This window comes from Microcoleus sp. AT3-A2 (assembly GCF_036705685.1).
Lineage (GTDB): Bacteria > Cyanobacteriota > Cyanobacteriia > Cyanobacteriales > Microcoleaceae > Microcoleus.
Window position 1 is genome coordinate 24,101 of the sequence record NZ_JAUBVF010000062.1, and the last position, 12,918, is coordinate 37,018.

At 43.9% G+C, this 12,918-nt stretch carries 10 protein-coding genes and 1 pseudogene; 5 read left to right on the forward strand and 6 right to left on the reverse strand.

Translation table 11 applies throughout. The features are described from left to right. The first annotated feature begins 973 nt into the window (after positions 1 to 973). Positions 974 to 2,500, forward strand: a complete 1,527-nt coding sequence (gene bchB / locus QUB37_RS24350) for a ferredoxin:protochlorophyllide reductase (ATP-dependent) subunit B (protein WP_190659189.1) — start codon at positions 974 to 976, stop codon at positions 2,498 to 2,500. A 51-nt stretch (positions 2,501 to 2,551) separates the two neighbouring features. Here the strand turns inward: bchB and QUB37_RS24355 are convergent, their stop codons facing one another. Further along, positions 2,552 to 3,616 carry a cold shock domain-containing protein gene (locus QUB37_RS24355; RefSeq protein ID WP_333167076.1) on the reverse strand — a complete coding sequence of 355 codons (1,065 nt, stop codon included), beginning with the start codon at positions 3,614 to 3,616 and terminating at the stop codon, positions 2,552 to 2,554. Between the two features lie 603 nt (positions 3,617 to 4,219). Here QUB37_RS24355 and QUB37_RS24360 point away from each other — a divergent pair. Next, complete coding sequence (locus tag QUB37_RS24360; RefSeq protein ID WP_333160345.1) at positions 4,220 to 4,678, forward strand: hypothetical protein; 459 nt, start codon at positions 4,220 to 4,222, stop codon at positions 4,676 to 4,678. 254 nt (positions 4,679 to 4,932) lie between these two features. Here the strand turns inward: QUB37_RS24360 and QUB37_RS24365 are convergent. From QUB37_RS24365 to QUB37_RS24375, 3 genes and pseudogenes are all read right to left on the reverse strand, one after another. After that, positions 4,933 to 5,067 (reverse strand): annotated as a pseudogene (locus tag QUB37_RS24365) (Mo-dependent nitrogenase C-terminal domain-containing protein); the annotation flags it as partial. 124 nt (positions 5,068 to 5,191) lie between these two features. Continuing rightward, positions 5,192 to 6,028, reverse strand: coding sequence for an SGNH/GDSL hydrolase family protein (locus QUB37_RS24370; protein ID WP_333167078.1), 837 nt, complete (start codon positions 6,026 to 6,028; stop codon positions 5,192 to 5,194). A gap of 559 nt (positions 6,029 to 6,587) precedes the next feature. After that, positions 6,588 to 6,965, reverse strand: a complete 378-nt coding sequence (locus QUB37_RS24375) for a Mo-dependent nitrogenase C-terminal domain-containing protein (protein WP_333167080.1) — start codon at positions 6,963 to 6,965, stop codon at positions 6,588 to 6,590. A gap of 470 nt (positions 6,966 to 7,435) precedes the next feature. Here QUB37_RS24375 and QUB37_RS24380 point away from each other — a divergent pair, with 470 nt between their 5' ends. Further along, positions 7,436 to 8,026, forward strand: coding sequence for a rhomboid family intramembrane serine protease (locus tag QUB37_RS24380; protein WP_333167082.1), 591 nt, complete (start codon positions 7,436 to 7,438; stop codon positions 8,024 to 8,026). A gap of 121 nt (positions 8,027 to 8,147) precedes the next feature. Here the strand turns inward: QUB37_RS24380 and QUB37_RS24385 are convergent, their stop codons facing one another. Beyond that, entirely contained in the window at positions 8,148 to 11,057 is a 2,910-nt protein-coding gene (locus QUB37_RS24385) for a PAS domain S-box protein (protein ID WP_333167084.1), read from the reverse strand. Positions 11,058 to 11,188: 131 nt separating this feature from the next. Continuing rightward, on the reverse strand, positions 11,189 to 11,398 hold the full coding sequence (locus QUB37_RS24390; protein ID WP_333167086.1) for a hypothetical protein: 210 nt from the start codon (positions 11,396 to 11,398) through the stop codon (positions 11,189 to 11,191). A gap of 468 nt (positions 11,399 to 11,866) precedes the next feature. On the opposite strand from QUB37_RS24390, the gene QUB37_RS24395 reads away from it, so the two are divergent. Together QUB37_RS24395 and QUB37_RS24400 are read left to right on the forward strand one after the other, a co-directional pair. Beyond that, positions 11,867 to 12,250: a hypothetical protein gene (locus QUB37_RS24395; protein ID WP_333167088.1), complete on the forward strand. Its 384-nt coding sequence runs from the start codon at positions 11,867 to 11,869 to the stop codon at positions 12,248 to 12,250. A gap of 153 nt (positions 12,251 to 12,403) precedes the next feature. Further along, positions 12,404 to 12,918: RNA-guided endonuclease TnpB family protein (locus QUB37_RS24400; protein WP_333167090.1), on the forward strand; the 515-nt coding region annotated here is incomplete at its 3' end.

A 12,918-nucleotide genomic window follows, 5' to 3' on the forward strand; every position in this document is an offset into this window, starting at 1 on the left:
TATCGTGTAAATCGGGTTTCTTTTCGTAAATCCTATGTTATTCTTCATTATCGCTCAAGAGCTATCTTTTGGGATGTGTGGGAAAGCAGGCCTTGACAGCAAAGAGCTACTGCTGACAAAAGCACGCTGGGGCTTTCGTCACCTCAGCAGTTAGGTAAACAAGATCACAAATACAGGATTTGTGCAAGGATTTACTCTAATGCTTGATCGCCATGTTGACAACTAAATCATCTCAGATTCCAAGCAATCGCTTGACTTTAGTGGAGTGTCACCACATCTCGTGAAAATACGCAAGTGCTGAAAGATGTATTTTTTTCCGTGAGAAGGCCCGAATTGTGGGTGCTTTAAAAAAATCGGCCGGTGCAAATCTTAACTATATTTCGCGACCGAGGCGCTGAGGGAAGTAAGTGTTGCTTCGGAATCTGAAATTTTCTTCAGTTCTATCTATTTTGACCATCGATTAACAATACTAACTGACCTAAATTATCCAAAATACAAGCCCCCGGATTCATTCCTTCGCAGACTCAGGACCCAGAAATAAAAAACCTGTATCCCATAAAGGAACCCCCGAATTTATCCGTGGGGTCAATCCTTCAATTCTTTAATCTAAAATCTAAAATCTAAAATCTAAAATCGATTGACCGTTTGAGCAGAGTAAATTTGACAAAAAATGCTCAATTATTGCACCTTGTCTGGTGCGCGGCAGCGAACCCTACATTAATCAAATTTGCCTAACTCTTAAGAAAATTTTAGGAAAGATTAAGAATTATTGCCATAAAACCCAGGTAAAGTGGTTTAAATTGCGAGTCAAATGCCAAGCAGACAAAGCGTTTGAGCATTTCCCAAATGTGTAAATCCTCAGAAACTTAGTATTTCTCAAGGATTCATCCGGTGAGAAAATCAGAAACAACCTTAAAATTTAGCAGTAATCGCCCGATCGGGCAATTCTCAACCAGCACCAGGAAAAAAACCTATGAAATTGGCTTATTGGATGTACGCAGGCCCAGCCCACATCGGCACTTTGCGCGTCGCCACTTCCTTCAAAAACGTCCATGCAATCATGCACGCACCGATTGGAGACGACTATTTTAACGTCATGCGTTCCATGCTGGAGAGGGAACGGGATTTCACTCCAGTAACTACCAGCGTCGTTGACAGACACGTACTGGCGCGGGGTTCGCAAGAACGGGTGGTGGACAACATCACCCGCAAAGACAGAGAAGAACACCCAGATTTAATCGTGCTCACCCCGACTTGCACCTCCAGCATTCTGCAAGAAGACTTGGAAAACTTCGTGGAACGAGCTCAATTGGATGCCAAAGGCGATGTATTGCTGGCGGATGTTAACCATTATCGGGTAAACGAACTGCAAGCTGCCGATCGCACTTTGGATCAAATCGTCCAATTTTACATTAACAAAGCCCGCAAAAAAGGCGATTTAGTAGAAGCCAAAAGCGAAAAACCATCTGTCAACATTATCGGTATGTCTACCCTGGGTTTCCACAACCAGCACGACTGCACCGAGTTGAAACGTTTGATGGCAGATTTGGGCATTGAAGTCAACGAAGTTATTCCCGAAGGTGCTTCGGTTCACAACTTAAAAAGACTGCCGCGCGCTTGGTTTAACTTGGTTCCTTATCGGGAATTGGGGATGATGGCCGGGGAGTATTTGCAAAAAGAATTCGGCACGCCGATGGTGGATATTACGCCGATGGGTGTGGTAGAAACGGCGCGCTGTATCCGCAAGATTCAGCAAGTTTTGAATGCTCAAGGTGCGGATGTTGATTACGAAAACTTTATTGACCAACAAACTCGGTTTGTGTCGCAGGCTGCTTGGTTTTCGCGATCGATCGACTGCCAAAACTTAACTGGCAAAAAAGCCGTCGTATTTGGCGATAATACGCACGCTGCGGCGATGACGAAGATTTTGGCTCGCGAGATGGGAATCCACGTTGTGTGGGCTGGAACCTACTGCAAACACGATGCTGACTGGTTCCGGGAACAGGTAAGCGAGTATTGCGATGAAGTGCTCGTCACCGACGATCACGGGGCGATTGGAGATGCGATCGCCAAAGCGGAACCTTCGGCAATTTTCGGCACCCAAATGGAACGCCACGTAGGTAAGCGGTTGGATATTCCCTGCGGCGTAATTGCTGCACCGATTCACGTCCAAAATTTCCCGATCGGCTACAAGCCATTTTTGGGTTATGAAGGCACGAATCAGTGCGTAGATTTAGTCTACAATTCCTTCACTTTGGGAATGGAAGACCACTTGCTGGAAATCTTCGGCGGCCACGATACCAAGGAAGTGATTACGAAGGGTATTTCGGCTGATTCTGATATGGGTTGGACGAAGGATGGACAGGCTGAGTTGAATAAAATCCCTGGCTTTGTGCGGGGTAAGGTGAAGCGCAATACTGAGAAGTTTGCGCGCGATCGGGGGATTGATAAGATTACCGTTGAGGTGCTTTACGCAGCGAAGGAATCTGTCGGCGCATAGTTTATTGGTAGGGTGGGCATTTGCCCACCTCACTCAAAATGCAAAACTGCTTTAAGCAGGAATGAACTTTTCTATACGAGATAGTAGATTCAGGGCCAAATCATCTTCTTCTATCACATCTCGGTTTAATCTCTCTTGAAGTAGCCAAATAAGATGATTTACCGAAACTTCCTTAACTTTGATATTACCGTAATCACTGATTTCTCGCGTTTGACCTAGAGTAATAATCCAAACTTGTTTGCTTTTGCCATCAATTCTAAGAGTTTTTTTCTTTTGTACACCGTCTGAAGATCTCAGGTTAAATGTCAACTGAGCCTGCTCAAGCTTATTTATATAGTTTTCAATCTGGTCTTTTTTATATTCTTCAAAACCCTCCCTGAGCGTGCAATCATACATTACTGCAAGGTTGCCAATAATGAAAAATCCATCGGCTCTACCAGCTTGGTTTCTTTTGTCATATTGATAGAGATAATGGATGCCCAAATTTTTCAGTAATAAAAAAGTCAAGTCCTCAAATTCACTTGAGCTGGTTGTATGTACTATTCGCTTAAATTGCTCAATTATTTGGTTTTTAAGTTCATTACAGGTGATAGGAGTGGGGAGCAACTCAGCAGGAGTATCATTTTGCTCTATTTGGTCAACATCAAGAAGTTGGATTCTATTGGCAAATCGTCTCCCATCTTCGCTCTCACCAATGGTAAAGGTAACTGCATCGCCTACTTTCAAACTTTCAAATTTATTATCTTCTACTTCCTTGGCTATAAAATAGAGTTCTTGAGTGCTTCCCTCAAGCGTAATGTAACCCCATTTTTTGTTAGTAAAAATATTTTTTACATACCCAGAAAAACGAATTTTTGTTGTAGAAAACCTATGATATCCTTCGCTGACTAATTCTATTTTATTAGCAAAAAACCGCTGGCCATCCTTGCTTTGACCAACAGTAAAAGTAACGACATATCCCGGCTTCAAAGTTCCAAATTTATCGTGTTCAACTTGTGAAGCGATAAAATAAAGGTCATCACTTTTATCATCGGGGGAAATGAATCCGCCTCTTTTATCACTAAAAATTTTTACCACTCGTCCTTGAAAACGGCTTGTCTCTGAAATTTCCCCCATTTTTGGCCTCGAATACTGAACGATGATTGAGAAAGTAATATTTTATCTGAAAATGATTAAATCTCTCGTAACTTTAGAATCAGCTTGAAAGAGTATTTGCTACAATTGATTTATCAAATAAGTATACCTTAGATATTATAAGCCAATCCACACATAATAAAATGGTAGCCCTGCATTGTCAGGACTACCCGTTCGCACTTATCGAAATTGATGAAAATTAGCATCCGCGCCAGCAGTTGGCGCACAATATTTAAAATAATTCTCTGCTTTGTCCTCGCGATCGCCTGTTAGTACATAAGTCCTCTCAGCAATCCAAAGTGCCACTTATTTAATTGTCCGTCGGCTAGTCAGTTGCAGGGAAACTCAAAAAAAATATCATTCTCAGTAACCAGCTTTCGACTATACATTCAATCCTATTGTGGGGCGGGCTTCTAGCCTGTCCCTAAAAGCTTATTGAGAATAGTGCCATCTCTCAGGGGAAACGGAAATTGCATCCGAGGATTTCCTCATTGAGGCCAATTGTGAAAACTGTACTGTTCGATCGCCCTAATCAATCCCACTTACATAGATTAGACGCATCAACATCTTTTAAAGGAATGACTTATGAACTTCACAGCAAGACTCACACAAACCAGCTTACTCGGTTTAATGCTATTTGCCAGCAATCCAGCGGCAACCTTTGCTCTAGGACGATCGAACACAAGCACTGCACCAACAGCGTCTCGCACTCAGTCTCCGATTGAAACCATACAAATAGCTAATGTATCCACCCCCCAAAAACAGGTGAGAGATTTTTGTGTTCGCAAAAGACAGACACTGGCAAACTATTTCGAGACCAGCAACTTTCGGATTTATCTGTGCTACAACCACGCTCATCAACTATATTACTACGGCGTTAAAAAGAGTAACGGCAGCACGATCGCCCTGCGTGCTCGAACTGAAGAAGGGACTGGTTACGTGGCAAAAAATGGCACCTACGATTACATCGTTACAGGAGCCAGCCTTAGTATTTATAACAAAGGCAAACGCATTCTCGAACAACGAGTGATTCGCTCCCTTTAGTATTTAAATGCGATCGCTCTTTCAAGCCCCGAATTCTTCAAAAAGCCGGGGATCTAACAGAATATCTGGCTTTTATGCTGAGGCAGACGAAAGTTTGTGTAATTTAACCTCGAACTCAAATGACCGGCGCTTCGCCACATTTGAGTTTGAGGTTAACAAGTTTAAACTGCAGAATAATCTCAAAATAAAAAAACCCTTCCCAACAAGGAGAAGGGAGGGTGAAAAGACAGTGAGAAATTTAAGTTTTTGCAGAATTAACAATAAGGAGTTACATCTTCGCCACACTCGTCAGCCAAATAACACAAAGCTCGAAAGCGCAGCCCAACGATTTGCTCGTAAAGGGGATTTAACTTGCACAGTGGCGGAAGGGAACATAAAGTCCGATCGCCCACGAGGAAAATTTCTACAATATCAGATGAGCCAATTTTGCTCTCATGCAAAAAATCATGTCAACCTTTACGAAAAGGGAGCATCCCGGTCTTGTGGCGATCGCCCGTCGGGTCTAAAAATGGTTTACCGAAGCGTCCCCAATTCAGATTTAATCATCCCGCTCTCCTGCACAATTGCGGATGCTGCTTCCCCCAAAATTTTGTGTGCGGCAGTCGTCGGATGAATGCCGTCCCAAAACAAAAATCGATCGGGACTAGCACAAACACCTCCACCCGATAAACACGCACTCGTCACATTAGTCAAGCCGTATTTAGCCGGGTTTGCGATCGCTTCCCGATAAAGCGCATTAGCATCCAGAGTCGCAATTTTTAAGTCAGAATGCTGTTGATTTAATACCTTAACCGCTCGCCTCAAACCCTGATTGTGTGCTTGTGTTAATGCAGTGAGCCTTGCAGAATTAACGCCTGTTCGCGTCGCCGGTAACTGCCCCAAATCTGGTAAATTTGCCAGCAGGATATTTTTGGCACCCACATCCGCAAGAGACGCGATCGCCCTCGCCACATTTTCAACGGGAAGATTCGCATTACTTACCCCCTGCAAATAATCATTTGCACCCGCCCACAGTACATACAGCGCATGAGGATTTGCCTGTTTTTGGGATTTCGTCCATGACTGAACTTGAGCTAACAAACCAGGGACAAGGCTATTGCGATCGCTCCCCGTTGTTGCACCTCCATAGGCCAAATTAGTGACTCGTTCAGGCGGCAACTTTAGGCGATCGGCAAGATACTCTACCCAAACCTTACCATTCGAGTAACGCCCTTGAAAGTAAGTCGAACGAGGCGGATATTGACCCCCGCTCACTCGAAACACCATTCCCATATCCGAAAGACTGTCCCCAAATACATATAGTTCATTGACAGCCTCAGAACTTTGAGCTGATAGGATGAGTGCAACCATAAAAGATAAAAGCGCAATAATTACGGCAAAAAACGTTTTTTTCAACACTTGGTATTAGTTATATCCGTGAAATATTTTATATTTTGTACCCGGTAATTACCGAGTTCGTGAGTTTGAATTTTAGTATTAGTGATATTCTTGAAATCGCTTAAATATTTGCATCCATTACTAATATATCAATTTTGTAAAAAATGTGGAAAATCAACCTGAACTTTAATGGTGGGTTGCCCCACTCCACTGCTCAACCTACATAGATTGATGATGTCCTTGACACTTTTCTAATGGTATCTAGCTCATAGCGCTGTGGAGGGGACAGAACCGTACATCTTTTGGGAGATTACCCAATAAAGTTACGCAAGAGGCGAATCACGAAAACCTCCCAAACAACTACCCTTGAGGTAAATATCAATAAAAAAAGAATGGATTTAAAGCTGATTTACTCGACTATCAAGAAATTGAACGCACTTTTTATCCCGGAAAGCTTGCACAAAACAAAAACCCTCCCCAACAAGGAGAAGGGAGGGTGAAAAGACAGTGAAAAATTTAAATTTTTGCAGAATTAACAATAAGGAGTTACATCTTCGCCGCACTCGTCAGCCAAATAACACAAAGCTCGAAAGCGCAGCCCAACCACTTGCTCGTAAAGCGGATTTAACTTGCACAGTGGCGGAATGGAAAATAAAGTGCGATCGCCAATTTTGACTTCTCGCTCAAACGGACACTGGCTGGGAATAAACTTACACAACAACCGAGCCAACTTTTGACTTTTAATTGCAGCGTTATCAAGCCATTGTTTTAGCGGATGCAACGGGTCAAAGTGTGGCTTTTGACCGTAAGGTTGAGAAATTGTAGCGACATTAACGGCGGTTTCTTGTTTGCCAAATCCTACCCAATTTGGCAGAGTTCGGTAGGAGACTGTATGATCAAATACGTTCATTTTGCTCTGTTCCTCTTTAATAACGAGGTGCCAAGAACTCTCTGTAGAGCTTGTGCTATATTATCTACAATCAGTATCTACAGCATCTCGTTTTGCTTTACCGGATTGAACTTCTAAAATTAATGACTTAGGGCGAGAAAAGTAGTTCCTGATTTTTTTTAGTCACGGTGTGCGATCGAAAAAGTGTCCTCATTTCAAGCCCAACAATTGATTGATAGGGTAAAAATTCTGTCTTCTACGTTTTAGCTTCAACCTTGGGTTGAGTCTCCTTTTGTAGTTCAATTACAATTGTGACGCATCGAGGTGAATTATCCTATACGTGTAAATGCGGAATTTTTAATAAAACTTATAATATTTCTAAATAAGCTCTGCTGCAAAAAACCCTGAAACCTCGACCCAACAATCTTTGCTCGCGATCGCTCAGAAACTCCTACAATAAGAAATAATCGGTATCACCGCCCTCACCACCCATGAGCAACCCAGAAACCAAAGCTATCACCCGCGAATTGCAAAGCCACGCCGCTATTCTCGGCGGCTTCGTCTCCCTCCTCTGGATTATCGAAATTGTCGATGCCTTCCTGTTCGGAGGCAGGCTGGATGTCTACGGAATCCGCCCCCGCAGCCTCGAAGGACTTCAAGGCATCCTGTTGATGCCTTTTCTGCACGGCAATTTTGCTCACTTAGCCGCCAATACCCTCCCTTTTGTGACATTGGGTTGGTTGATTATGCTGCGAGAAATTAGCGACTTTTTTATCGTGAGTGCCGTCACTGTGCTAGTCAGCGGATTCGGAGTTTGGCTGACCGGCGCGCCTAATTCAGTTCACATTGGTGCCAGCGGATTAATCTTTGGTTACTTCGGCTTCTTGCTGCTGCGGGGCTATTTTGAACGCAGCTTTACCTCTATTTTGGTATCTTTAATTGTCGGTTTCTTCTACGGCAGTTTAATTTGGGGAGTTTTGCCCTCGCAGCCGGGAGTTTCCTGGCAAGGGCATTTCTTTGGCTTTGTTGGCGGGGTATTAACAGCCCAAATTTTGGGCCGGCAGAAACGACGAGTTAACTAGAATAAGACTGAGGCTGCATCCTATCATCACCTTGGTTTATTGCTCATAAATTATCTAAAAGCGCAGGTTTTTGTCAAGAAACCAGGTTGTTTTTGTAGCAATTGCGTCCACGAAAGTATGCCTAACTGCTGACCAATAATTCAACGCGGGCCGGCAAGCACACTGTAAAAACCGAACCGCAACCTAACTCGCTTTCAACTTGCATATCGCCACCCATCATCACGCAAAAGTGACGGCTAATAGTCAATCCCAAACCGGTGCCGCCATACTTGCGCGTAGTTGATGCGTCGCCCTGCATAAATGCTTGAAATAAATGCTGCAATTGTTCGGGGGGAATCCCAATGCCCGTATCAGCTACGCGAAAAATTATTGAGTCGGAATGTTCTGCTATTTCTTGAGTGGTTAAGCTATCATGTTTAACTCTTTCAATGCAAAGGGTAATAGTGCCCTGTTCCGTAAATTTGGCTGCATTGCTCAGCAGGTTGAGCAATATTTGACGAGTTTTGGTAATGTCAGCATACATTATTCCCAAGTCCTCACCACAATCAACTTCAAACTTATTAGAATTTTTATCTACCAAGGGTTTGACAGTAGAAACTACCTCGTCAATTAAATTAACCGGGTTGAAAGTTTCTAAGTAAAGTTCCATCCGACCCGCTTCAATCTTAGAAATATCTAGAATGTCGCTAATTAAAGATAGCAAGTGTTTTCCCGCTGTTTGAATTTTGTGCAAGTCGGGGATAAAATCTTCGCAGCCTAAATCCTCAGCGTCTTCTTTGAGCATATCGCTATAACCAATAATCGCGTTGAGGGGAGTTCGCAATTCGTGGCTCATATTAGCTAAAAAGGCGCTTTTGGCTTGGTTGGCAGCTTGAGCTGTTTGAGCGACTTTTTGGAATTCTTCTGCTAATTTGCGCTGGGTAATATCTTCGGCAATACCGACGATGCGGTAAATTTCCCCTGTTTCGTTGCGGACTGGAAAAGCCCGATCGCGCACCCAGCAAACTGAACCGTCCGTTGGCGTAGCCCCGGTAGGGGATCGCACTACTCGATACTCCTCATCATAATCGCCCCGCACCTGTTTCTCAAAAGCAGCCTTGACGCGATCGACATCCTCCGGGTGAATAGCATCCCAAAAAGCCTCCGGTTCTGACTGCAAACTCTGACAGCTCAAATTCCATATTTTCTCGCAAGCAGGGCTCACATAAACTAGCTGCTTTTGATTGGGTTCTCTAATCCAAAATACCTCATGAATATTTTCTGCCAACTGGCGAAACCGCTCCTCGCTAGCCCGCAACTTCTCCACAGCACTGTGAAATTCAGTCACATCCTGAATCAGCGATGCCACCCCAATGATGCTGCCGTCAGCATCAACCAAAGTCGTATTGTACCACTCGCACAGAATTATTTTGCCGTCTTTTCTGATGTTCTCGTTAAGGCTGGTAACTCCTCCTTGATTAGTGAGCAAAGTTATAGATAGTTGGCTGACATACTCCTTAGCACTTTCAGGAACTATGAGATCGACTCCGTGGCGTCCCATAGCTTCCAAGCGATTGTATCCAAAAATTCTTTCTGCTGACAAATTCCATTCCGCTACTTCAAAGTTTAGATTCCATTCAATCGCTCCCAAAGGAGTTTGGTGAAGATGGAGAGCCAGTTTTTGCTGCGAGTTTTTCAGAGAAATAATTAATTGATTTTTGTCGGCGATCGCAGATTCTACCCGATCTTCGAGAGTAGTAAACGACTCTTCCAATTGATCCGCCATCATATTAAAAGAGCGAGCCAGGACACCCACCTCATCCTCTCGCTCTACAGACGCCATCAAGCGGGAATCTACCGCCATCCCATCCCATTCTCCCCGGGACAAAGCCTCCGCAGCCTTGCTCAGACGCCGAATCGGTACAACAATCCACCTAGAAGTCAGGGCGCCAATCGCCGTTGCCAGCACCAAAGCACCCAGACACATCACCACAGTATACCGAGTGTTAGCATTAATCCTTTCCATAAAATCGGCTTCAGGAACTGTCACCACAATCAACCAGTCGAGGCCCCTGCTGTCTAAAAGCGGCGTCACCTGTAGAAATTGCCGTTGACCGTCGATCGTAAAATCTAATTGGCGAGATCTGTCAATTTTGTGCAAATCCCCGAAGCGTTCTGTCAAATAGCGGGCGGTCGATCGAATTAGAACATTCTTGCTGCTGGTTGCCACAATCCGTTTCGCAACACCATTGCTAACAATAAATGGCGGTTCCAGAGTAGAATTTGCAACCAATTGCCCAGACCTTTCTACAATAAAAGTCTGTCCTGATTTGCCAATTTTTAGAGTTTCCAAGAATTGATTGAGCTTGGAAAGTGCCAAGTCAGAACCCAGGATGCCAATCAGTTTCCCATCATCGCCATAAACTGGTTGAGCAGCCGTAATGGCTAGTTTGGGAGCGTCAAAATAATTATAGATTTTACTCCAAGTCGGTTTGCCTGCGCGGACCGGAGCTATGTACCAAGGTCGGACGCGGGGGTCGTAGTTGAGAGTAGTTTTTAATAGTTTGGTTGGTTCCTCCAACTCTGACAGCCCGTAGCTATGCAAATTATAGCCAGTAGATGGATTAGAAATCTGAACTTGCAACTTGCCGTCGTCGAGGCGTTCAACTCCAATAAAATCTTTTTCTTCGGATGCGAATTGAATGTAGCTAATTTTATCAAAAATTTTGATTTGTTTGTAGAAGTAGCGTTGCAAACTATCACTATCCTGCACGTTCACAATGCCGAGACGGATGGCATCGAGATTGAGCTGATTGATTTGGTGTGGCGTTTCAATATAACTATTAATATGTTGCTGAATACGCGATGTGACTTCTGTCCGCAGTTGTGCGGCAACATGGTTGACGGCTATCCGCCCGTTCCGCAGCGACAGCCACCCCGTCAACCCTACCGCAGCGAAAGTCTGGAGGGCAAAAGGCACAACAAGGACGATGCGAATTGGCACTTTGCCCGACATTTTTAAAATCTGGTCGGTCAGATATTTGATTGGCATGGTAAAGCAGAACTATTATGAACCCACAACATTCTGGTCATTCGATTTTAGATTTTAGATTGACACCACGGATAAATCCGGGGGCTTGAGGATGCAAGGATTTTGGATTTTGGATTGATTCCACGGATAAATCACGTGGCGGGTACCATCAAGAAATTATTGCTCAAGTACAACTTGATGAGCGCAGGTTTTGAAGTTGAGATGGTTTTAGTAGGCAAAGTGCCGTTAATAACTCGGAATCTGCCGCTGGCAACTGAGTTTTTAACGACTGCCACCGCCATCTTAGCGCGATCTGGAGCTTTGGGAACATTGGCGATCGAGATGAATGCAGTATCAATCATGGACTCACTCTACAGGCTCATACTATTATAGATTTGAGATTAAAGAATTAAAAAATTGAAAAACACTGGTTCTGTAAGGGTTTAGAATTTGCCTACTGTTGCATTTTTTTTTGAACTGGTATCTCAAACCTGGTTTTTTTAGCATTTTGGCTGTCTGCAACGAACTATTTTCGTTAAAAACAACCGATGGATCGCCGCCCGTGCGTCAAGCACTAACTATTTTTCCACTCATGAGGCGCGCTAATCAAACCAATCGAGTTTTTGGTTGACTCATGCCTGAAATGACGTATTTTGGCGTTTCAACCCGGTTGCTGCGTCAGTTCTATTTGACCGATAGCGCGATCGAAAGTTATAAGTTTTGACAGGAAATTTAATTGATATCTCCACAAGCAGCTACTTTTGATAGAGTACAACTTAATTGCGACTGGGTACAATCAGCATAGTAGGATGCAACTAGCGGAGGCATGAATGATGAACGCAGTTATTGCTACTCTTGGCACTGCTCTCGGACTGAGCTCACTTTTTATCGGTTTGACCCCGGCGGTTCTCGCCCAACAAAGACTGCAACCAGCGCCCCAATATTCGGAAACGACTTTATCTGGGGACTCGTTGAGGACTGTGGAGGACAGAACCTTAGACTCGGACTACCAAAACTTGATTGGTGAACCAGCAACGGCGGCTAATTCTACTAGAAGGGAAAGCAGCTTGGGCGACACATTTCGCCTCAAAATCGATGGCCCATTAGAATTTATTACTACTCCTTCGGATGCCCAGCGTCAAGGAAATCCTTTACCTCCCAAACAAACCGACAGCGGCACAGAAGCGGGAGTTCAGCTTCAGCTAGGACTTTAGCAATTTTAACTAATGCGAATGGGAAGTCCCGCGCTCTACCGAAGGTGAGCGTCGGGATGAAAACGCAGCCCGAAAATAAATTGAGCGACAGCGAATCAATATCGTTTTTTTGTGCGCTATGATGATTTTATCGGTATTCTGCAACCTTGATAAATGTATAAAGCTTACAAGTACAGAATTTATCCCACAGATGAGCAAGATGTCTTGCTTGCAAAGTCTTTTGGCTGTGTGAGATGGTTCTGGAACTATGCTTTGAATTTATGTCAAGAAACTTACAAAAATACTGGCAAAGGACTATCTAGGGCATACATACAAGGCTTGCTCCCTGCACTCAAAAAAGAATACGAATGGTTAAAAGAACCTTATTCTCAATGCTTGCAGGTGGTTGCATTGAATTTATCTACTGCCTACAAAAACTTCTTTGACAAGAGGGCGATGCTGCCCAAGTTCAAAGCCAAGCATGGCAGGCAGTCGATCAGTTACCCTCAAAATGTCAAATTTGACGGCGACTATATCAACTTACCTAAAATTGGTTTAGTTCTCTGTCGGCGACATCGTGACTTTGAGGGCGACATCAAGACCGTTACCGTGTCTCGCAACCCGGACGGTAAACATTTTGTTTCTGTTTTGATTGACGATGGGAAAGAACAGCCTGAGTTAGTCCCAGC

Coding starts and splice junctions, on each gene's coding strand:
- bchB (WP_190659189.1), top strand. CDS start 974: ATGAAATTGGCTTATTGGATGTACGCAGGCCCAGCCCACATCGGCACT.
- QUB37_RS24355 (WP_333167076.1), bottom strand. CDS start 3,616: ATGGGGGAAATTTCAGAGACAAGCCGTTTTCAAGGACGAGTGGTAAAA.
- QUB37_RS24360 (WP_333160345.1), top strand. CDS start 4,220: ATGAACTTCACAGCAAGACTCACACAAACCAGCTTACTCGGTTTAATG.
- QUB37_RS24370 (WP_333167078.1), bottom strand. CDS start 6,028: ATGGTTGCACTCATCCTATCAGCTCAAAGTTCTGAGGCTGTCAATGAA.
- QUB37_RS24375 (WP_333167080.1), bottom strand. CDS start 6,965: ATGAACGTATTTGATCATACAGTCTCCTACCGAACTCTGCCAAATTGG.
- QUB37_RS24380 (WP_333167082.1), top strand. CDS start 7,436: ATGAGCAACCCAGAAACCAAAGCTATCACCCGCGAATTGCAAAGCCAC.
- QUB37_RS24385 (WP_333167084.1), bottom strand. CDS start 11,057: ATGCCAATCAAATATCTGACCGACCAGATTTTAAAAATGTCGGGCAAA.
- QUB37_RS24390 (WP_333167086.1), bottom strand. CDS start 11,398: ATGATTGATACTGCATTCATCTCGATCGCCAATGTTCCCAAAGCTCCA.
- QUB37_RS24395 (WP_333167088.1), top strand. CDS start 11,867: ATGATGAACGCAGTTATTGCTACTCTTGGCACTGCTCTCGGACTGAGC.